This is a genomic window from Streptosporangium sp. LJ11, from assembly GCF_051918945.1.
Lineage (GTDB): Bacteria > Actinomycetota > Actinomycetes > Streptosporangiales > Streptosporangiaceae > Streptosporangium.
This window is the reverse complement of the sequence record NZ_JBPXMB010000002.1, coordinates 496,182-516,909: the sequence shown is the minus strand read 5'-3', so window position 1 is coordinate 516,909 and position 20,728 is coordinate 496,182. Positions and strand designations below refer to the sequence as shown.

18 protein-coding genes and 1 pseudogene are annotated in these 20,728 nt (G+C 72.0%); 7 read left to right on the top strand and 12 right to left on the bottom strand.

Annotation, left to right across the window (positions count from 1 at the left end; genetic code table 11):
• Window positions 1-131: 131 nt before the first annotated feature.
• Window positions 132-308: a hypothetical protein gene (locus tag ACTOQ3_RS04720; RefSeq protein ID WP_440082152.1), complete on the bottom strand. Its 177-nt coding sequence runs from the start codon at window positions 306-308 to the stop codon at window positions 132-134.
• Between the two features lie 1,080 nt (window positions 309-1,388).
• On the opposite strand from ACTOQ3_RS04720, the gene ACTOQ3_RS04715 reads away from it, so the two are divergent.
• From ACTOQ3_RS04715 to ACTOQ3_RS04700, 4 genes are all read left to right on the top strand, one after another.
• Entirely contained in the window at window positions 1,389-1,958 is a 570-nt protein-coding gene (locus ACTOQ3_RS04715) for a hemerythrin domain-containing protein (RefSeq protein WP_440082151.1), read from the top strand.
• A gap of 485 nt (window positions 1,959-2,443) precedes the next feature.
• Window positions 2,444-3,013, top strand: coding sequence for an NADPH-dependent FMN reductase (locus ACTOQ3_RS04710; protein ID WP_440082150.1), 570 nt, complete (start codon window positions 2,444-2,446; stop codon window positions 3,011-3,013).
• Complete coding sequence (locus ACTOQ3_RS04705; protein ID WP_362675992.1) at window positions 3,010-3,450, top strand: MarR family winged helix-turn-helix transcriptional regulator; 441 nt, start codon at window positions 3,010-3,012, stop codon at window positions 3,448-3,450. The genes ACTOQ3_RS04710 and ACTOQ3_RS04705 overlap by 4 nt, the downstream gene beginning before the upstream one ends.
• A gap of 21 nt (window positions 3,451-3,471) precedes the next feature.
• Entirely contained in the window at window positions 3,472-4,236 is a 765-nt protein-coding gene (locus ACTOQ3_RS04700) for an SDR family NAD(P)-dependent oxidoreductase (protein WP_440082149.1), read from the top strand.
• A gap of 191 nt (window positions 4,237-4,427) precedes the next feature.
• Here ACTOQ3_RS04700 and ACTOQ3_RS04695 read toward each other — a convergent pair whose 3' ends face one another.
• Both ACTOQ3_RS04695 and ACTOQ3_RS04690 read right to left on the bottom strand, forming a co-directional pair.
• Window positions 4,428-4,991: a hypothetical protein gene (locus ACTOQ3_RS04695; RefSeq protein WP_440082148.1), complete on the bottom strand. Its 564-nt coding sequence runs from the start codon at window positions 4,989-4,991 to the stop codon at window positions 4,428-4,430.
• The gene (locus tag ACTOQ3_RS04690) at window positions 4,988-5,341 is read right to left on the bottom strand and encodes an NmrA family NAD(P)-binding protein (protein WP_440082147.1); all 354 of its coding nucleotides are present in this window, start codon (window positions 5,339-5,341) and stop codon (window positions 4,988-4,990) included. Before ACTOQ3_RS04690 ends, ACTOQ3_RS04695 begins: the two co-directional genes overlap by 4 nt.
• A gap of 20 nt (window positions 5,342-5,361) precedes the next feature.
• On the opposite strand from ACTOQ3_RS04690, the pseudogene ACTOQ3_RS04685 reads away from it, so the two are divergent.
• Window positions 5,362-5,652, top strand: a pseudogene (locus ACTOQ3_RS04685) (TetR/AcrR family transcriptional regulator); the annotation flags it as partial.
• Window positions 5,653-6,266: 614 nt separating this feature from the next.
• Here the strand turns inward: ACTOQ3_RS04685 and ACTOQ3_RS04680 are convergent.
• Together ACTOQ3_RS04680 and ACTOQ3_RS04675 are read right to left on the bottom strand one after the other, a co-directional pair.
• A complete protein-coding gene (locus ACTOQ3_RS04680; RefSeq protein WP_440082146.1) occupies window positions 6,267-9,818 on the bottom strand; it encodes a S8 family serine peptidase in 3,552 nt (1,183 codons plus the stop codon).
• A gap of 416 nt (window positions 9,819-10,234) precedes the next feature.
• Window positions 10,235-11,338 carry a hypothetical protein gene (locus ACTOQ3_RS04675; RefSeq protein WP_440082145.1) on the bottom strand — a complete coding sequence of 368 codons (1,104 nt, stop codon included), beginning with the start codon at window positions 11,336-11,338 and terminating at the stop codon, window positions 10,235-10,237.
• Between the two features lie 130 nt (window positions 11,339-11,468).
• On the opposite strand from ACTOQ3_RS04675, the gene ACTOQ3_RS04670 reads away from it, so the two are divergent.
• Together ACTOQ3_RS04670 and ACTOQ3_RS04665 are read left to right on the top strand one after the other, a co-directional pair.
• Window positions 11,469-12,602: a sensor histidine kinase gene (locus ACTOQ3_RS04670; RefSeq protein ID WP_440082144.1), complete on the top strand. Its 1,134-nt coding sequence runs from the start codon at window positions 11,469-11,471 to the stop codon at window positions 12,600-12,602.
• A gap of 5 nt (window positions 12,603-12,607) precedes the next feature.
• Complete coding sequence (locus ACTOQ3_RS04665; protein ID WP_440082143.1) at window positions 12,608-13,258, top strand: response regulator transcription factor; 651 nt, start codon at window positions 12,608-12,610, stop codon at window positions 13,256-13,258.
• 112 nt (window positions 13,259-13,370) lie between these two features.
• On the opposite strand, the gene ACTOQ3_RS04660 is transcribed toward ACTOQ3_RS04665, so the two are convergent.
• The 7 genes from ACTOQ3_RS04660 to ACTOQ3_RS04630 form a co-directional block, all read right to left on the bottom strand.
• On the bottom strand, window positions 13,371-14,342 hold the full coding sequence (locus ACTOQ3_RS04660) for a glutathione S-transferase family protein (RefSeq protein ID WP_440082189.1): 972 nt from the start codon (window positions 14,340-14,342) through the stop codon (window positions 13,371-13,373).
• Between the two features lie 356 nt (window positions 14,343-14,698).
• On the bottom strand, window positions 14,699-15,898 hold the full coding sequence (locus tag ACTOQ3_RS04655; protein ID WP_440082142.1) for a hypothetical protein: 1,200 nt from the start codon (window positions 15,896-15,898) through the stop codon (window positions 14,699-14,701).
• A gap of 178 nt (window positions 15,899-16,076) precedes the next feature.
• Complete coding sequence (locus ACTOQ3_RS04650; protein ID WP_440082141.1) at window positions 16,077-16,502, bottom strand: PPOX class F420-dependent oxidoreductase; 426 nt, start codon at window positions 16,500-16,502, stop codon at window positions 16,077-16,079.
• A 75-nt stretch (window positions 16,503-16,577) separates the two neighbouring features.
• Window positions 16,578-17,129, bottom strand: a complete 552-nt coding sequence (locus ACTOQ3_RS04645) for a hypothetical protein (protein ID WP_440082140.1) — start codon at window positions 17,127-17,129, stop codon at window positions 16,578-16,580.
• Between the two features lie 38 nt (window positions 17,130-17,167).
• Window positions 17,168-17,920, bottom strand: a complete 753-nt coding sequence (locus ACTOQ3_RS04640; RefSeq protein ID WP_440082139.1) for a lysophospholipid acyltransferase family protein — start codon at window positions 17,918-17,920, stop codon at window positions 17,168-17,170.
• A 77-nt stretch (window positions 17,921-17,997) separates the two neighbouring features.
• Window positions 17,998-19,881: a thiamine pyrophosphate-binding protein gene (locus tag ACTOQ3_RS04635; protein ID WP_440082138.1), complete on the bottom strand. Its 1,884-nt coding sequence runs from the start codon at window positions 19,879-19,881 to the stop codon at window positions 17,998-18,000.
• Window positions 19,878-20,651, bottom strand: a complete 774-nt coding sequence (locus tag ACTOQ3_RS04630; protein WP_440064840.1) for a cyclase family protein — start codon at window positions 20,649-20,651, stop codon at window positions 19,878-19,880. Before ACTOQ3_RS04630 ends, ACTOQ3_RS04635 begins: the two co-directional genes overlap by 4 nt.
• Window positions 20,652-20,728: the final 77 nt, after the last annotated feature.

Below are 20,728 nucleotides of genomic sequence, written 5' to 3'. Positions count from 1 at the left end.
CCGCCGTACGCGACGGTGGCGCGGCGCGCTGATCCACCGAGGCCGCCACATGACGGCGGTGAGCGCCGTACCGCGGACGGCGGGCGCCGACGAACGTCGATGAACACCGAAATGCGATCAGCCGATCGCGGTCAGCTCACAGCCCGGATGATCTTCCGGAGCACGTCGTCCCAGTCGGCCAGAAAGCGGCTGAGGCCGTAGTGGGCGAGTGCGGCGCGGGCCGCCTTGCCCACGTGTTCCGCCAAGGCCGGGTCCGCGGCGAAGTCCTCCAAGGCGGCGGCCAGCGTGTCGACGCGGGTCGAGATCACTCCCGCTCCGCGGGAACCGCCTCGACGGCCTCCGTGGTGGCCAGCGCCACCACGGGCATGCCCAGCAGCATGGCTTCGATCTGTCGTCGCGGCCGGCCAGCGGGTGCCGGGTGCGCGGGACGTCTCCCGGCGGGGCGTTGTGCTCGACGTGGACGGCGGGCACGTCCGTCCCGTCCCGGGGCGGCGCAGCCAGCGCTCGGCGAGATCGGAATTGCAGGGAATGTCTTCGACGAGGGTTCCGTCACAGTCGAACAACACGGCGGCGGGACGACGGGTCGACAATGAGCACCTCCAGGAAGACGGGTTGCCCCCGAACGGTGCGGGTTAGTTCTTAGGTATTCCAATAAACAGCCACTTAGGGACGATCCGGCCGTCCGGTGCCCCGACACCTCGCTGGCCGCCCCCGCCTCGGGTGGAAGGCGAAGGCCGAGGCCGTCGGCGGGCTGCTCCGCACCATCTCCTGTCTCGCCGCAGAACTACCCAGACTCGAAAAAACAATTTTCCGGCAAGAACCCGCCTCGCGGACATAAAGGTCGGTCGGCCACTGACCGGTGACTTCGTCACGGTTCACCGCCAGACGCCGGATCTCCGCCTGACGGCCGGCGTGGCGGCGGGACTCGGCGCGGACGCGGCGGTGCTCGTGCATGTCCGCGTGCTGGGCGCGCTCGTCGGCGCAGGCGGTGCGCGTCTGGGCGCAACCGGCCGGCACCCGCACCGCGTCGGCGGCCCGCCGCGGTCCAGATCGACGTCGGCTGGATAAGTGTCGATCATTTCACGGACCGGCATGTCGAATCCCCATTCCGCCATGATGCGGTCGGTGTGGTGGAGGAGACGGGACCGCGGGTGCGCAACCTCATTCCGGGCGATAAGTCTCCGGCCGCACCCGTACGCGCCGCCGTTCGAAGTCCGTGTCGCGGACCGCGTCACCGCCTTCTCCGGCAGGGAGGACCTGGTCTCGCCTCGGCGTGATCAGCTCGCTCACCAGGAAGAACGGCGTCGGCCGCGCCGGAACGGACCACCGGTTCATCCTCGGGGTGGTGGGTAAGGCGAAGGACACGCATCTTGCGAAGGGGAGGATCCATGCCAGACCACGGTGATGACGTCATCAGCATTCTCACCACCGACCATCGGGAGGTGGAGCAGATGTTCGCCGAATTGGAGAAGCTGCGCGGCACCGGCGACCACGAACGCACCCGGGACGTGACGGAGAAGGTGATCATTGAGCTGGTCCGCCACTCCGTCGCCGAGGAGGCCTATGTTTACCCGGCGACCCGCCGGTTCGTCCCCGGCGGCGACGCGCTGGCCGACCGGGAGATCGCCGAGCACGCCGAAGCCGAGGAGGTGATGAAGGAACTGGAACAGACCGACACCGCCGACGCCCGCTTCGACGAGCTCCTCACCCGGTTGATGAGCGACATCCGCGCACACATCCAGGAGGAGGAGAGTGAGCTGTTCCCCAAGCTGGCTCAGCACGCCGGCCCTGAGGAGCTGCGCGAGCTCGGCGGCAAGGTCACGGCGGTCAAGAAAGTGGCTCCCACCCGGCCGCATCCCGCCGCGCCCGACACCCCGCCGGCCAACAAGCTGCTGGCGCCCGGCGCGGGACTGATCGACCGCGTCCGCGACGCGCTCAGCGGGCGCGGCAAGGGCTGACTCCCACCCCGGCGTGACCGGGGACGGCCCGTCGCCTGATCCGGTCGCGATGGATCGGGTCAGGCGACGGGCCGTCCCGCCGACAGCCGGAATCGCCGGGCGCGAGCCGTTCTTCCAGGAACCTCTCGTGGATTCGCCCCAGCCGTAGCCGCTTGAGCCGCATGTACGCCGTCGCTTCCAACATGGGGCGATCCTGGGCGGGATCACGCATGTGGTAGACGGCCAGTGCGGGGTTGTTGCGGGCGATGAGCCGGGGGCCGGCAGTCGGCGCCGCGCACCGGCCAGCCGGTGGGGAAGCGATGGAGGAAGACGATGTCGCGTGCGGCACCTCCTCCGGCGAACGCCGCCCTCGTCCAGCAGGGCCGCGGCCGCGTCGAGGCTGCCACCATCCGCTCATGGCGACCGGCCGATCGGGAATGCCGTCTCCGGGCTCCGGGAACCGCGGGTTTGCGGCATTTACATAGCCGACTATAAGATAGCCGACTATGGAAATAGTTGACGTGTTGGCGATCTGCGGGAGCACCCGGGAGGGGTCGCACAACCGGTCCCTCCTTCGAACCGCGCAGCAGCTGGCGGACGCCCCGTTGCGGGTGGAGGTGTGGGACGACCACGCCCGGGTTCCCCGCCTGGACGCCACCCGCGACCGCCCCTTCCCCCAGGCCGTCGGCGCCCTGCGCGAGCGCGTGGCGACGGCCGACGTGCTGCTGCTGGTGACGCCGGAGCTGAGCCGCGGCATCCCGGGGCAGCTGAAGGACCTCGTCGACTGGCTGTCGATCCTCGCGCCCCCGCGCCCGCTGGCGGGCAAGCCGGTGGTGCTGATGAGCGCGTCCCCCAACCGGTTCGGCGGAGTCTTCGCCCAGTTGCAGCTCGGCGACATGCTGCGGCGGGTCGGCGCCGAGGTGCTCTCCGACTTCGATGTGGCGGTCGGCTTCGCCCACCGCCACATCGACGCCGACGGGGTTCTGACGGAGGAGGAGGCGCGACACGACATCACCCGGCTGTGGCGGCGCGTCCTCGCCCGCGTCGCGGATGACCGGCAGGCGGTGCCGGCGTGACCGCCGGGCGGCAGGTCGCGGCCGAACAGGGGCCGATCGGCTACGCCCTCGCCGAGGTCACCAGGGCGCACCGCGCCGAGATGCAGCGCCGGATGGCCGAGCTCGGCCTGCACCTGGGCCAGGAGCTTCTCATCGTCGACCTCCACCACAATCCCGAGACCACCCAGGCGGACCTCGTCCAGCGCATCGGCATCGAGCAGCCCACCATCGCCAAAGCGATCACCCGCATGGAACGGGCCGGGTTCGTCGAGCGCGCCCCGGACCCCGGCGATCGCCGGGTGACCCGGTTGCGGCTGACCGAACGCGGCGAGGCCGTGGTCGACGCCGTCGTGGCCGCGTGGGCGCAGGTGGAAAGCCGGGCGAGCGCCGGGCTCGGCGAGGCCGACGCCGCGCGACTCATCCGGCTGCTGCACACCGTCCGCGACAACCTCACCTGACCACCACCCGCGGGAGAACGCATGGAACTCGGACTCGCAGGAAAAGTCGTCCTGGTGACCGGCGCGAGCACGGCCATCGGCAGGGCCACCGCGCTGGCCTTCGCCGAGGAGAAGGCACACATCGCCGTCGGCTACCACACCAACCTCCAGGCCGCGGAGGAGACCGTCGCCATGGCCGAACAGCGCGGAGCCCAGGCGATCGCCTGGCGACTCGACCTCGGCCGCCCCGACTCGCTACAGGCCGCGGTCACGCACGCCCGCGACCGGCTCGGGCCGGTCGACGTCCTGGTCAACAACGCCGTCCGCTGGCCGGACTGGCCCGAGCCGGGCGAGCTGTTCGAGACCGCGCCGCCCGAGCGCTTCACCACGTCGGTGACCGCGAACCTGGTCGGCCCCTACCTGCTCGCCCGCGCCGTGCTGGCCGACATGCGGGCGAACGGATGGGGCCGCATCGTCAACGTCTCCACAGGACTGGTCGAGGACGGCTTTCCCGGCAACGTCTCCTACGTGGCCGCCAAGGCGGGCCTGCACGGCCTCACCCGGGTGATGTCCAGGGAACTCGCCTCCGCCGGCATCCTCACCAACGTCGTCATGCCGGGCTTCACCCCAGCGGACAAACCCATGCCGCAGCACCTGCTCGACAAGGCGGGCGAGGCCGCCGCGACCAAGCGCGTCAGCCACCCCGACGACGCCGCACGCATGATCGTCTACCTGTGCTCGGCCGCCAACACCAACACCACCGGCGAGGCCATCAGGACCGACGGCCACTTCCTCACCCCAGGCTGACCCTCCGGCCTCGGACGCCGCAGAGAAGGCGGCCGTCCCGCCGATTGTTCGGGGAGCGTACGGGGGTGACGTTCCTCAGAGCGGGTGACAGCGGCCCGGCCTCAAGTCGCCGGGCTTTCCCGAGTGATCCCTCACGGCAAGGCGATGCCCGGCTCTCGCATTCGAGACCCGGGCGTCGCTCATCACTGACGTCAGATCAGAAGTCGTTCGGCGAGTTCACGCCACTGGCGCAGGGGCGGGGCAGACGGCGTGGCGGTGACGACGAAAAGACTCACGTGGTCGGCCCCGGCATCCAGATGCTCCTCTACGCGGTGCGCGATGGAATCGGCGGGCCCGCGACTCACCAGCGCGTCGACCAGCCGGTCGTCGAGGGAGTCGACGTCCTCGAACCCCAGGTTCCGCAACAGTGCGCGGCGGTTGGGAAGGAGCGCGGCGGCGTGGGAGCGGGCCAGGCCTGCGGTGGCGGAGCGGTCCGGGTCCAGAACGACGAGCTGGGTGACGGCCAGCAGCGCGTCCGGACCGAGCAGGGTCCTGGCGGTCCTGGTGTGCTCGACCGGCATGCCGAGCGGGTGTGCCCCCCAGGCCCGCTCGCGGGCGAGGGCGAGCAGCTCCGGCCCCAGCGCGGCGAGCACTCGGCGTGGGGTGACCGGCGACTCGGGCGGCCCGAACGAGGCGGCGTCCATCGCGTCCAGGTAGCCGCCGAGGTCTCCCGCCCAGATCCCGATACGCCCGAGATCGAGTCCATGGTCGTTCATACTTCCTGCCGGGCCTCGAAGAAGGCCTCGATCTGAGCGGCGCCGGTCCGCTCCAGCCAGGTGTGCAGATCCATCAGGCCGGGGTGGATTCGCCGCGCCGCAGAGATGTCGGCCCGCCGGCCGAGCGTGTTGAGCCACTCGCAGGCGAAGGCGAACTCCTCGCCGGCCCGCCGGATCGTCTCGATCGGAAGGTGAACGTACGGCACGGGCCGCCCGATCGCCGCCCCGATGGCCTCGGCGATCCGCCGTGGGGTCACCTCGTCACCGGCCAGGTCGATCGCCCTGCCGATCCACTCGTCCGGGCGGGCGAAGGCCAGGGCGGCGAACACGCCGACGTCGTCGACAACCATGATCTGCTGCTGAACACAACCGCGGCCTGGCCGCGTCGCTGATGCGCGGCGCCCACGACGGCGATCCGACGCTGGGCACCACCTGCCACACGATGATCGTGAACGCCGGCGGCGAACTGCTGGAGCGTGCTCGCCAGGCGCACGCCGTCCGCCCCGACGTCGCCATCGTCGACCTGCTCAAACTCGTCAGCGCCATCTCGCTGGCCACCGAACAGGAACCCGGGGGAGCAGCCGAGGCCGACCGACTGCTCGCACTCGCCGTCGACGGCGTGCGCCCCCATGAAGGACCTCACGCCCGCAGCGAGCGGTGAGACCGCATGCGCCATGCGGTGACCGCCGTCCCGCCGGTCGACCACCGCCACCCGCACATGGGCTGACGTTCCGCGGACGGGAAGGCGGCGGCCCGGCCTCACGTCGCCGGGCTTTTCCGAGTGACCGCCTCACGGCGAAGCGATGCCCGGGTCTCGAATCCAGAGGCTCGGGCATCGGTCCTGTCGGCCAAGGCGCCGCTCATCCACGATCCATCCTCGACGCGTCAGGCCCGGCCAGACCGTGCTGATCGAGATCATGGAGAACCCGGTGGAACCCACCGCGGGCCGTCCGGGGGCCGTCCGGGGGCCGTCCGGGGGCCGTCCGGGGGCCGTCCGGGGGCCGTCCGGGGGCCGTCCGGGGGCCGTCCGGGGGCCGTCCGGGGGCCGTCCGGGGGCCGTCCGGGGGCCAACGCATCGCAGGAGGATCTACACCAGCGGTGGCGGGTAGCGGTGGGTCTCCGCCCGGTGCCCGGTCGCGCCGGCGAACTTGGCATCGTCGGTGAGCGGCGGCACACCCGGCAGGCGGAGACCAGCGCTGCCGCGATCGAGCCGGCGACCGTGGAACCGGCCCGTCCCGCTGAGCGGTACGGGCCGGTCGAGGGTGTGGATCGCGCCTACCGGGCGGCCCTGTCGGGACGCTCGCTGACACGGATGGAGTTGACGATGGGATCGCCGGTCCGCGCGGTGAAGCCCACGTTGATCTGGCCGTCGGTGACCTTCACCGTGTACTGGCGGCTGACCGCGGTGTTCTCCCCGGCCTCCCGGGCGAGGTCGAGTGCCGAGATCGCGGGCTCGCCCTCGATGCCGACGTCGAAGACCCGCTTGCCCGGACGCTTGTTCCGGGTCTCGGCGAAGCCCAGTTCGACGGTGTAGACCCCCGTGGGCACCTTGTCGAACCGGTACTCCCGCATGTCCTCGCGGGCGCTCCCGTAGAGCGCCTGCTCGGTGGTGCCCTCGACGGTCCCGCTGGAGGTGCTCGTCCTGTCGCCGTTGCCCACGTAGCCGTAGCCGCCCGGCGTGTACTTCCGGTCGGCCGCCCAGACGTCGCCGACGGCGTCGACGACGTCCTTGGAGCCGCCGGCCTCGATGGCGGCCTGGAACTTCGGCACCACGACGGACACGCTGATCGGGAACGCCGGGTTGCGGCCGCTCGCCGAGCGCACGACCAGCACGCCGGTGCGGACGCTGCCGGGCTGGACCCCCGCGCTGGACGCGGTGACCTGCAGCGTCACGGACCCGCGGGCCGCGATCTGCCCGCCGGCCGGGGTCACGCCCAGCCATGTCTGGCCGGAGGCGATCTCGACGGTGTACGCCGCGTCGGCCCCCAGGTTGGACAGCTCGACCGTGCCCTTCCTGGTGGAGGAGGCCGGCATCACGAGGGTGACCTCGTCGGTCGACGCCGTCACCCGGCCGGTGACCAGGGCCGTGTCGAGCGGGTTGCGCTCACCGGCCTTGACGGTGACCTGCTTGGTGACAGTGCCGTAGTTCTCCCCGGAGACCTCGACCTGGTGGTCACCGGCGGGGGCCTGCCCGAAGAAGGTGCCGTCGGTTCCGGTGGTGAAGGTGGCCACGTCGCCCACCTTCACCGTCGCGTCCGCCAGCGGCTCGCCGTCGTTGGCGTCGGTGACGGTGCCGGTCACCAGCCCGTGCCCCCGGGCGGCGAAGGACAGGCTCTGGCCGTCGGCGATGGCGGGGAGAGGATCGGTCTTGAAGGAGTACTGCAGGGCGTCGGTGCCCTCCGCGTTCTCGATGCCGATCGTCGCGGTCGTGCCCGCCTCGATGGGGGCGTCGATTCCGCGGTAGCGGAACCCGATCGAACCGTCCTCACCGAGCAACGCCTCGAACGAGAAGTGGTCGTCGCTGTCGTAGAACTGCACGTTGCGCCACTCCACGACGAAGGTGCGGTGCGGTGCGGTGCCGACGGTGGCGGTGTAGAGCCCGCTGTCGTCCCACATCGCCAGGTCTTCCCAGTACGGGTAGATGGAGGCGTTGGAATCGCCGGTGGCGGGCAGGGAGACGTTGCTCGGGAAGGCGTAGGTGTTGGCACCGAAGGTCAGGAACCCGTTGGTGGCGACCGCGCCGCGGGTGTAGGTCTTGCCGTAGAACGGGAAGGCGAACGGCAGCGTGATCATCTGGCTCTCGTCGTCGCCGCCGAGCCGCTCCTTGGTGGTGCCCTCGACGTACGGCTCGGTGCCGCTCCCGCAGGTGTGGCCGAAGGAGTCGGTGTGGCTCGCCAGCTCGATGTCCTTGACCAGGTCGCCGGTCACCGTGACGGGCACGGTGGCGTCCTGCGTGCACCGCGAGCCCGCGGTGACCTTCAGGTCGAAGCCCCGGCGGGGCAGCGTGAGCTCGTAGTGGCCCTGGGCGTCGGTGACCGTGCCGGCCGGCGTGCCCGCCGCGGCGACCGTGGCGCCGGCCTGAGGCAGGCCGACGCTGGTGACCGTCCCGGACACCGTGCTCAGGGCCTGCGCCACCAGCGACGCGTCCCGGGTGACCGTCTGGTCGGTCGTGACGGTGACGGTCGCGGTGACCTCGTCGTAGGCGAACTTCCCGAAGGTGATCTCGTAGTCGCCGCTCAGGAGGCGGGGCAGCGTGTAGGACCCGTCCTGCGCGGTGGTGACCGTACGGCTCACCGGTCCGGAGACGCCGATGGTCGCGCCGGCCAGGGGGGACCCGCCCGAGGTGACCGTGCCGGCCAGCGTGCCCAGTTCCCCGGCCGGGGTCGCCTTGACCGCGGCGTAGGCGTCGAGCATGCCCTCGCCCCAGACATGGTTGTCGGCGGCGGTGCCGCCGCAGCTCGTGTCGTCGACGTCGGCCGCGGTCCCGTCGAGCAGGGCGCGGGTGTTCTCGACGTCGTTCTTCAGGCTGGGCGACATCGACCACATCAGCGCCACCGTGGCGGCGACGTGCGGGCCGGCCATCGACGTGCCGGAGTTGGGGCGGTAGCCGCCGTCGTTCCAGGACGAGCGGACGTTCACGCCCGGCGCGGTGATGTTCGGCTTGATCTCGCCGTTCTCGCCGGGACCGCGCGAGGAGAACTCCCCGATGCGCCCCTCGGAGTCGAACGCTCCGGCGCTGTAGGCGGCGATGTTCCCACCGGGGTTGCCGGTGCTCTCACAGGTGACGGGCGCCCTCAGGGCCTCGTTCCCGTTGGAGAAGGTGGGGAAGATGCCGGCGGCGACCCAGGCGCGGACCATCTCGTCGTACCAGAGGTCGAGGCCGGCGCCGCCCCAGGAGTTGTTGATGACGTCAGGCGCGAGGTCGGGACGCGGGTTCCGGTGGTTCAGATCGGTGGGCGCGAGCATCCACTGGCCGGCGGCGAGCAGCGCGTCGTTCGGGCAGCTCCTCGGCTTCACCGTGCAGGCCTTCGCGGTGATCCACTTGGCGCCGGGGGCGACACCGATGTTGTTGGCGCCGCCGTCGCCACCGACCATGGTGCCCATCGTGTGGGTGCCGTGGCCGAGGTCGTCACAGGGCACGCCGGCCGAGCATACGCCTATCGTGTCGACCCAGTTGTAGTTGTGGTCGACACCGCCGCCGGGCTTCGTGCCGCGATAGGCGGAGACCAGCGCCGGGTGGTCCCACTGCGCGCCACTGTCGATGCTCCCGATGACGATGCCCTCGCCGTGGTCGCCGAGTTCGTCCCACACCTTGGTGGCGTTGATACGGTCGATGTTCCACTCGACGGAGGCCGCGGTGGCCTTGACCTCCTTGGCCGGCTCCGGATCGGGCAGCCGGACGACCCGGGACGGCTCGATCGCCGTCACCTCGGGGAGCTTGGCGATCTCGGCCGCCAGTTTCGCGTCGCCGGTCACCTTGACGGTGTTGACGATCCAGAACGGGGTGAAGTCGGCGCGTGCGGCCTTGAGGAGCTTGCGCAGGTTCGTCTGCGAGGCGGCGGCGGTCTTCGTCTTCGCCCGGTAGACCTCCTTGCCTTTCTCGGCCTTGGTCTTCGCCGTACGCGCCGCCCGCAGGTCGGCGTCGTCCTTCAGGCGCACCCAGAAGGTGGCCTTGTCGTCCGTGGACAGGTCGGCCTGGACCACCCGGTCGATCTTGTCGAACTCGGGCGAGGCCTGTGTGGCGCCGTACGCCACACTCTGCTGGATCAGTGAGGCGAGGGTGATGGTCCCGATCAGGACCACTCGCCAGGGGCGGGCTGTGAACACACGATCTCCTTCACGGGCAGGGGGTGCCCGCGGGGGGAAGCAAAATGGGCGATAAGGGATCTCCCTAACCTCCGGGGAGGGTAATGAATAAATGTTGCATTTGCTCGTAATAAGGGACAGAAAAATTTACAAGAGTTTCATTCGCACCCGCGTGAGGCGAGGGAATCCGCGTGGTCCCGGCTCGGCGAAACGAGGATGACCTGGGGCTTCAACCGTCCTGCCCGGGAGCGGGGCCCGGAGGCGGGGAGCCCTCTGCGGGGTGGCGTGTTTCCGCCACCTGACGGGACACGACACGGTGGAGCACGAGAGACATCTCGACGACACGCTGAGGAGCGTGGGCGAGACCAGCCCGCTCGCCCGGCCGTACCGCCCACCTCGGACGCCAGGGTCCCGGGTTCGGGACCCTGGCGTCGCGTTCAGGCGGGAACGGCATCGGCCCGGACCGGACCCCGCCCGCAGTGGTGGCATCCGCCGCGCCTGCGCAGGTGGTAGGCGAGAGCGGCGGCGGCCAGTGCCCCTCCCCAGATCGGCCAGAAGGTCTCCGGGAGCCAGGCCCCCCATTCGTCCAGGGCGAAACGGCCGGCCACGGTCCAGCGGATGTAGGTCAGTCCCGCGACCGTGACGATGATCGCGACGAGGCCGGCCGGGATGACGGCGAGGAGCGGAGGGACACGCCTGCCGCGCAGGCCGGGGATCCAGCGGGGGAAGATCTCCCCCCAGCGCTGGACCAGCCCCAGCGTGAGCAGGCCTCCGCAGGCGCCGAACGTCGCCAGGTAGGCGCCGGCCAGCCAGATGCCCGGGGTGTCCCTCGTCCCCTCCTCCAGGAACTCCCCGCGCACCCCCAGCGGAATGCCGAGAGCCCAGCTCCACCGGGTCACGCAGTACACCAGGGGTACGGCGACGGCGATGTGGACGGCGACACGGCCCCAGCGGGCCGCCGCGGCGGGGGCGGTCCACCCGTCGTGGCCGGTACGCCCGCAGGCGGCGCAGGCCTCCCGGCGGCGGCGTCGGTAGTTCAGCGCCGCCGCGGCCAGCAGCAGCCCTCCGGCGACGCACAGCACCTGGTTGACCACCGGCCACGGCCAGAGGTCGGCCAAGGTGCTGCCGCCCAGCTCCAGGTCGAAAAGGGGCGCCACCAGCAGCAGCGGGGTGTAGGCCACCCCCATCATCGGCCTGGAGTCGGGGATCACCAGGATCAGCAGCACGGCCATCGGCCAGGCGAGGAGCGGGGGCACCCGGCCGGCGGGCTCACGTCCGTCCGTCCGTGCCAGGGCCAGCGAGGTGAACAGTGCCGGCACGCAGAAGGCGACGATCCACCAACCGCCGGGATCCGGGGTGGCGTGAGCGAGGATGGACAGTGCCCCGTCGGGATCGGGATCGGACCTCCCCCAGGGGAAGCCGGGCGCGCCGAGCGCCCACGACAGGCCGAGCGCGCCGTAACCGAGCGACCACAGGGCCGCCGCGTAGCCCGGCCAGGCGGACCGGTGGATGGGCGAAGGTGGAGCGGTGGTCGTTGCCATGAGGTCAGCATCGTGCTCCCGGCGGGCGACAGGCCATGTGCCGTTCGGCAGGTGATGACGGTCTCCGCGCCCGGTGACCGTGCCGTACGGCAGGTGCGGCGGGCGCAGGCGCCTGCGTATCGTCGGTCCGGTGAGTCTTCGTGGGCGTACCCGTGCGATCGCCGTCGCCGCCGTGGTCCTGGCCGGGATCGGTGCCTCGCCCGTCTTCGGGGCGGCGGCCATGGCGGCGGCGACGACGGTGACGGCCGCCCTGGTCTGGGCGGCCGGCGGCCGGTCGCGGACACCGGCACACCTGGCCACGGTGACCTGCGTGGCCGCGGCCGTGTCCCTCGCCGTCACCCTGGCGTGCCTGATGGGGCTTCCCCTCGCCTGGCAGGCCGGCATATCGGGAATGGCGGAGAGCGCGGCACTCATGCTGCTGGTCGCGCTGAACGCCCGGTGGTCGCCGGTACGGCGGGCGGCGGCCGCCGGTGCGCTCGCGGGCCTCGCCTCGTCTGTCTGCCTGCTGCGGTTCATCACGCCCTCGTCCCTGCTGGAGGGGGTGGGAGCCTGCGCGTTCTGGTCGGTCGGCGCGCTGGTCGCGGCCGGTTCGGGGACGTACCTGCGCTCCCTGGACACCCGGCGGGTCCGCGCGGTGACCGACGTCCGCACCGCCCTGCGGCTGCAGGTGGCCGGAGACCTGCACGACTTCGTCGCCCATGACATCAGCGAGATGGTGGCGCACGCGCAGGCCGGCCAGGTGGTCGGTCCCGGCGATCCCGGACAGGCGCTCCTCGCCCTCGAACGTGTCGAGAAGGCCGGTCAGCGGGCCATGTCGGCGCTGGACAGGACCGTCCTCATCCTGCGGGAGGACGAGCTCGCGACCACGTCACCGCTCCCGGGCCTGGCCGAGCTGCCCGAACTCGCCGCCCGGTTCACCGCGGCCGGGCGGGCACGCGTCCGCGTGGACATGGACCCGGGTGTGGGCGAGACGGTGCCGCGGGAGACGGCCGCCACCGCGTTCCGGGTCGTGGCCGAATCACTGACCAACGTGCGCCGTCACGCCCCCGAGGCCACCGTGGTGGACGTCACCGTCACGGTGGAGTCCGCCACGCTCGTGGTCACGGTGACGAACGACGGGGTGACCGGACCGGGCGAGGGCGGACGCGGCGGCTTCGGCCTGCCGGTCCTGGCGCGGCACCTCCGATCGCTGGGCGGCCTCCTGCACGCGGCCCCCGTACGCGGAGGGTGGTCGCTCACGGCCCGCATCCCCTTGGCACGATGAGCGACATGTCGATCCGCATCCTCGTCGCCGACGACCAGGAGGGCATCCGCACCGCCTTCCGTCTCATCCTCGACGCCCAGCCGGACATGACCGTCATCGCGGAGGCCGCCGACGGCGTCACCGCCATCGAGTCGGCCCGGCACCTGCGCCCCGACGTGGTGCTCGCCGACATCCGGATGCCGCACGCCGACGGCATCGAGGTGACCCGCGCGCTGGCCGGCACCGGCGTCCGCGTCGTCGTCGTCACCACGTTCGGACTGGACGAGTACCTGTACGCCGCGCTGAGCCACGGCGCGGCCGGGTTCGTCCTCAAGCGCTCGGGCCCGGCCCTTCTGGTCGAGGCCGTACGCGCGGCCGTGAACGGCGATGTGCTCATCAGCCCGCAACTCACCGTACGGCTCCTCAGCCGGATCGGCCCGTCGCCCGAGGACGTCCCCCGGGGCACGGCGCTGACCGAACGCGAGGACGACGTCGCCCTGCTCGTCGCCCAGGGCAAGACCAACGCCGAGATCGCCGCGGAGCTGTTCCTGTCGCCCGGCACGGTCAAGAACCACATCGCCGGCATCCAGCGCAAGCTGGGGGTGCGGAACCGCGTCGGTATCGCCTCGTGGGCCTGGAGCACCGGCAGAGCCCGCGCCTGGCCGCACCGGGGCTGAACGGGGCTGAACGGCGCCGGGCGCCACCCGTCCGGCGGCGCCGTGCCGGCCGGTCGCCACCCCCGCACACGGCCGGGACCTCAGGATCCCCGGGGCGCGGCGGGGGGTGGCGTCAGGCCGCCCGTCCCCGTGGCGGGACGACCTCCGCGGCGGGCGGCGGGCCCGGCGGGGTGCCGTCCCCGAACGGCCTGCCGCCGAGACCGTCGCGGCCGTGCGGGACGAGCCATCCGGACAGGTCCGGGCCGCCGGGCACGATGTGATGGGGATTGCTCTCGTCCAGAACGAGGTGGTAGTGACGCTTGATGTGGTCGAAGTCGACCGTGTCGCCGAAGCCGGGGGTCTGGAACAGGTCACGCGCGTACGCCCACAGCGCCGGCATCTCCGTCAGCTTGGAGCGGTTGCACCGGAAGTGCCCGTGGTAGACCACGTCGAAGCGCACCAGCGAGGTGAACAGCCGGATGTCGGCCTCGGTGATCGTGTCGCCGACCAGGTAGCGGCGGGTCCGCAGCCGCTCCTCCAGCGCGTCGAGGCGGGCGAACAGCGCGTCGTAGGCCCGCGAGTACGCCTCCTGGGTGGTGGCCATGCCCGCCTCGTACACCCCGATGTTGACGTCCTGGAAGATCCGCTCGTTCAGCTCGTCGATCTCCGCGCGCAGCGGCTCGGGGTACAGATCCGGGGCGCCGGGGCGGGCGAGGGCCGTCCACTGGGTCGCCAGGTCCAGGGTCATCGCGTCGAAGTCGTTGGTGACCAGGCGCCCGGTGGCCGTGTCGACCATCGCGGGAACGCTGAACCCGCCGTCGTATTCCGGGTCGGCGGCCAGGTACGCCTCGCTGAGGTGGCGGTAGCCGAGGACGGGATCCCTGCCGTCCGGGCCGAGGGCGAAGCTCCAGCCGCGGTCGTCCTGGATGGGGTCGACGACGGCCAGCGAGATCGCGTCCTCCAGGCCGAGCAGCCTGCGGCTCACCACGGCCCTGCTCGCGAACGGGCACGCGCGGCTCGCGACCAGCCGGTAACGACGCGGTTCCGCCGGCCAGGCCGAGTCCGGATCCGCGGTGATCCGGGCGTCGAAGCGGCTGGGAGACATCACGGATTCGGACTCTGTTCCGGATTTCGCGGTCAATTCGCCTCCAGGGATCGTGGACGGTCTCTCCGTGGTGACCTTCCCCGTACGCACCGGGGCATGACGACTTCGAGGAGTCCGCGGAGACCGGATTCGTGACCGCCGGGGGTGCCGCGACCGCGCCCCGGCTCGGGGCACCGAGGCGGTCGCGACGTGGAACGGCGTCGCCCGGGTCTCCGATCGGAGACCCGGGCGACGCCCTCGCGAGCCGCGCGTCATCGGCCCCCCGGGCCCCTCACCTCGCGCTGGACGGCTTCGGGATCCTCGGCGCGGCCCCACGGGTCAGGGGCGCGCGACGGCCGCGTCCGGTCCCTGGACGCTCAGGGAGTCGGGGTGGGGGTCGGGGTTTCCGTCACGGTGGGGGTCGGCTCGGGAGTGGGGACGATCGGCGTCTCCGTGGGAGGCAGCGGGGTCTCCGTGGGCGGGAGAGGGGTCTCCGTGGGGGGCGCCGGGGTCTCCGCGGGAGGCGGCACCGTGGGGGTCACGGCGGGCGGCGTGGGGCAGATGCTGGGCTCGCGCCACTTGCCGATCCGCCACTTGCTGAGGGACCACCAGTCGCCGCCGCGCCAGAACTTCCTGCTGGGCCGCGTCAGGTCGAAGACGTAGGCGGCCGTCGCCGTCTCGCCCGTGGTCGTCTCGCCCGGCGTCGTCTCACCGGGCGCCGGGGCGGTCGGGATCGTCTCACCGGGCGCCGGGGCGGGCGGCGTCGTAGCGGTCGGCGTCGGGGCAGGCGGCGGCGTCTCACCCGGGGCTGTGACGGTCGGCGTCGTGGCAGGCGTCGTCTCGCCCGGCGTCGGGGCAGGCGGCGGCGTCTCGCCCGGGATCGTCTCACCCGGGGTCGTGGCGCCCGTCGTCGTGGCGGTCACCGAGACCCAGTCTCCCTGCCTGACCACGTTGCCCCGCCGTCCCGAGAGGGACTTGGTGGAATCGGTGATCGCGTACACCTTCTCGAAGCCGTCCTGGCTTCGCACCGTGATCGAGTCCTCCGCCACAGCGATCGCCTCACCCGTCTGGGCGAACACCGTGAAGCCGCAGCCGTCCTTCGCCGGCAGCACGAACTCGCCGTGCAGCGCGCCGGGGAACGCCACCGGCGGTATCTTGGGCGGCGTCGTGGCGGTGGGCCCCGGGGTCGGCGTCAGGGTCGGGGTCAGCGTGGGATCCGGGGTGGGTGTCTCGCTCACCGTCACCGTCACGCTGGGAGTCGGCGTCTCCGGCGGCGTGGGAACGGGCGGCGGCGATGCCGCTGACGCCGAGGACACCCCGACGCCGCCCGAGGCCGCCAGCACGACGGCGGTGGCGAGGACCATCGGGCGTGGAATGCGCCAGGGTGCTCTGCCCGATCCGCTCGACGACACCTCGTTGGAACTGCCGGGGTTTGTTCGCGTCACCTTGTCCTCCATCTGGTTTGATCCGGAACCAGCGGGGGCGTCGAAGGGGTGCCTACGCCCGCCGCCGAGACCGAGGACCACCGCCCGGTCGTGGTCCTCCGTCCAGGGCGCGGGGAACAGTGCCCGCTTCACGCGAACCCATGCAAGCAAAATAAGTGCATGACACCCTAAATCGGGCTTTTCAGCAGCTCACCACCGTGTTTAAAAATTCCAATTTCGACCAGATTCGCCCCTACGACGTCCCGCATGCCGTCGGAGGTCTCACGGCCGGGGGTCACCCGAATGCCGTACGGGATGTCCGGTGGGATCCTCAGTCCGCCACGTCGCGGCCGGCGACGACCCTGCCGACGCGGAGCCTGACCAGCCACTCCCCCGGTACGCCGTTGCGCCGGCCGAACTCGTGGGCGCGCTCGCGGCCCATGTACCGGCCGCCGATCTCGGTGGCCCACCTCAGCAGCTCGTCCGCGTCCGCGGAGAGGGTGACAAGGCCTTCGATCATGACGTAGGAGAACGGCGGGGTCTCGTCGTCCACGCACAGGACCCCCCTGGGGTCGCGCCGCAGGCTCCTGCCCTTGACGCTGCTCTCGTGGGTGGTGAACACCACGTCGTCCCCGTCGAGCACGAACCAGATCGGCGTCACGTGCGGCCTGCCGTCGGCCCTGACCACCCCGAGCTTGCCGGTACGCGTCCCCGTCATCACGAACTCACGCCATTCGGCGTCCGTCATCTTCTCCATCCGACGATTGTCGTCAGCCCGTCTCCCGAACGAGCGCCGGGACACGCCGCCGGGCGCGTGCGCGCCTCGGCGTGCTCAGGAGTAGGCGGCGACCATCCCGACGACCACACCGGCGAGCGAGACGAGCGTGAGGAGGCATCCGAGGACCACGGCGGCCCGGCGGCCCCGCCGCGCCCCGGAGACGTGGAGGAGGACGTACGGCAGGAAGCCCAGCACGCCGACGCCGAGGAAGGGCATGGTCAGCGCGGCCAGCACACCGGAGGTGCCGGTCGGTACGGCGCGGTCGCCCTCGGGGGTGAGCCGGGCCCGCCTGACGTCACCGGCGGTGGAGTCGGGTGAGGCGTCGACCGGGATCGCGTCGCCGCCGCCGTCGGGCGCGAAAGCGCCCTTGCAGTCGTAGCGGCCCCGGCCCAGGTCCTCGCACGAGACGACCGTGAGCGTTCCGGGGACGCCGATGGAGCCCGTCGCGAGCTTGAGGCCGGGCACCGCGACCACGAAGGGCAGCACTCCCAGCCCCGTCCAGAGGACCAGCAGAACGGCCATGCCGACCTTCCCCGGCGTGCGTCCCGGTCCGGGGGCCGGCACCGGCTGGAAGGCGTTCGCGATGTCGTCGAATGCGCTGCTCATGGGGAGAGGATGGGGCACGCCACTTGTGAACTACCTGTTCATGGCTTGTCGCGGACCGCCCTGGCCTCCGCCTCGGCGGCGTCCAGCTTGGCGGCCTCCTCGGGGGTGGGCGCGGTGCCGCCGAGGTGGCGGGGCTGCCACCAGACGCCCGGCGGGATCTCCGGGTAGCTCCGCTGCGCCTTGTCGAGCATCTCGGCCATGCGCTCGCGCAGGTCCGCGGTGACGGCGTCGTAGTCGTCGCCGCGCTGGGGGTACATCGGCTCGCCGACCTGGATCGTGATCGGCACGTGCCGCTGCAGCAGCTTCTTGGGGTGACCCTTGGTCCACAGCCGCTGGGTGCCCCACAGGGAGACCGGGATCATCGGCACCTTGGCGCTGACGGCCATCCGGACCGCGCCGTTCTTGATCTCCTTGATCGTGAAGGACCGGCTGATCGTGGCCTCGGCGAACACGCCGACGACCTCACCGCCCTTGAGCGACTTCAGCGCCGCGCCGAACGCGGCGGCCCCGGCCGCGCGGTCGACCGGGATGTGGTGCATGCCGCGCATCAGCGGTCCGGAGATCCGGTGGTCGAACACCTCCTTCTTCGCCATGAAACGCACCAGGCGCCCGGAGGGACGCGCGGCCAGACCGGCGAAGATGAAGTCGAGATAGCTGATGTGATTGCTGACCAGCACGGCCCCGCCGGTCCGCGGGATGCGCTCCGCGCCCTCGATGCGGATTTTGAGGTCCAGCGCACGGAACAAGGTCAACGCCGCCCCGATGACCGGGGGGTACACGATCTCAGCCATGGCTGAACCGTACCTCAGCTCTCCCCCCGGCCCGACCTCCCCCGATCCTCTTGCGGACGCCCTCGCGGGGCCGGGCCTCAGTGCCCCCTGAACGCCTCCTCCAGCCACCACGATCCGCGCGCGCGGCTGACCCTGGCGTGGACCAGCAGGGGCCGGTCACGGTCCCCCTCCAGCCACCGGGCCACCGCGACGAGATCCTCCCGGGTCCGTACGGTGACCGCCTCGCAGCCGAAGCCGCGGGCGACGGCGGCGATGTCGGCGGGCGGGAAGGTCACGGTCTCCAGGGGGTGCCCGTCCGGGCCGAAGTGGTGCACCTCGGCACCGTAGCCGTCGTCGTCGTACACGACGATCACCATCGGCAGGCCGAGTCGTACGACCGTCTCCAGCTCGGCGACGCCCATCAGCGCGCCGCCGTCGCCCAGCGCGGCCACCGGGAGCCGGTCCGGCTGGGCCAGGGCCGCGCCGATCGCGGTGGCGAGGCCGAGGCCGATCGACTGGAACGCCTGTGTGAAGCAGAAACCCCGCTCATCAGGGACATCGAGAAACATCGACGGATATCCCATGAAATTTCCGGAGTCGATGGAGACCACGCGTTCCGCGGGGAGCAGGTCGTCCAGCGCGATCGTCAGCGTCCGGGGGTCGATCCTGCCGTCGCCGCTCTCGTCGGTGTAGGGAACGTCCCGCCAGCGGTTCTCCCCGGCGATCCGCGCGGCCAGCCCCGCCGAGCGGTACCCGGCTCCGCCGGCGCCCGGGACGCCGGCGCTCGCACCGCCCGGGACTTTCACCTCGTCACGCGATACACCGTCACCGTCGCTGTCACCGTCACGATCGCCGTCACCCTCGCCGTCGCCGTCGCCCTCGCCCTCGCCCTCGCCGTCACCCTCGCCCTCGCCGTCACCCTCGCCGTCGCCGTCGCCGTCGCCGTCGCCGAGCAGGCGAGCGGTGGCCCGCGCGGTGAGGGCGGCGTCACCGGCCACGCCGAGGTGGACGGGCCGGTGAGCACCGAGCGCGGCCTCGTCCAGGTCGACCTGGACGACGGTGGTGTCGCGGCCGATCAGCGTGCCGTGGCGCATGGTCCACATGTTGAGGGCGCAGCCCCAGCCCACGAGCACGTCGGCGTCGCGGATGAGCTCGACCGTGAGCGGCGAGGCGAACCCGCCGCTCACGTCCAGATCCCACGGACTGCCCCGGAAGAGCCCTTTCGCCACGGCGGAGGTGGCCAGCAGCGCCCCGGCCCGCTCGGCGAGTTCCTCGATCTCGCGCCGGGCCCCGCGTGCGCCCCGCCCGGCCACGAAGACGGGACGGCGGGCCGCCGCGAGGATCTCCGCCAGCCGGGCGACCCGCTCGACCCCGGGTTCCCGCGGCGGGACGACCTCACCGGATCCCGGCCACCGGACGGCCTGCCCGGATTCCGGTACGGCCGCCCCCGGCCCCTCCCCCTCCGCGACGGCCGCCGGAGCCTCCCGGCCCGCGTCCGGGACGGCCAGGCCCTGAACCTCCAGCGGAAGGTTGAGCAGGACCGTACGGCGTCCGTCGCGGGCGGCGCGGAACGCCTCGGCCGTGTCGGCGGCGGCGGTCTCCGCCGACCCGATCCGCATCGCGACGGCACCCACCGCCTCCGCCAGCGTGACCTGGTCGACGAAGAAGTTCGAGCGGGGCTCGGTCACCTCTCCGGCCAGCACGACGAGCGGGGTGCGGCTCTTGGCGGCCTCGGCGATGCCGGTCATCGCGTTGGTGAGCCCCGGCCCCTGGTGGACGCTGAGCACGGCGACCTCGCCGCTGAGGCGGGCGTAGGCGTCTGCCATGGTCGCCGCGCCGCCCTCGTGGCGCGCGGCGACGTAGCGCGCGCCGTACGCGACCAGGGCGTTGGTCACGTGGAAGTTGCCGCTGCCCACCACCCCGAAGGCGGTGCCCACGCCGAGCGAGGCGAGGGTCCGCCCCACGACCTCGGCGACGTTCACCTCTCGACCAGGGCCAGCACCCGCAGCGGGCTGCCCGAGCCTCCGGCGATGGGCAGCGGCGGGGCGACGACCACGGCGCCGGTCACCGGGAGCCGGTCGAGGTTGCGCAGCTGGGTCAGGCCGTACTTCCCCGCGCCCAGCAGGAACGAGTGGCACGGGAAGGCGGGGTCGAAGCCGTGCGCGGCGCCCGCGTCGGTACCGACGGTCTCCACGCCCAGCCCGGCGATCGGGGTCTCCTCGGCCAGCCACCGGGCGCACTCGACCGAGACGCCGGGCGTGTGCGGGCCCGTCTCGTTCGCGTTCAGGAAGCGCTCCTGGTCGTGGGAGCGGGCGTCCCAGCCGGTGCGGTAGAGCAGCCATCCGCCCTCCGGCAGCGGCCCGTTGGCCTCCTCCCATGCCTTGACGTGCGCGATCTCCAGCAGGAAGTCGGCGTTCTCGGCCGCCTCGGCGGCGAAGTCGAGGACCACGGCCGGGGCGATCAGCCGCTCGACCGGCACCTGCGAGACGTCCTCGCCGTCCTTGCCGGTGACCCAGTGGACGGGAGCGTCGAAATGGGTGCCGGTGTGCTCGCCCGTCACGATGTCGTTCCAGTACCAGGCGGGGCCGCGGTCGTCGTAGCGGCTGATCTCCTTGAGCGCGAACGGGACGGTGTTGCCGAACGGCTCCGGCAGCCGCAGGATCGGCGTCTCCGACGACAGCGGCGCCGTCAGGTCGATCACCTCGATCCCGCCGTTCCGGATGCTCTCCACCAGGTTCCGCAACACCGACATGACGCCTCCAACGGGACTCCAACGGGACAGGACCTCGGCAGATCCTCCTACAGCGCCGCCTTCGCCCGCCACCTTCG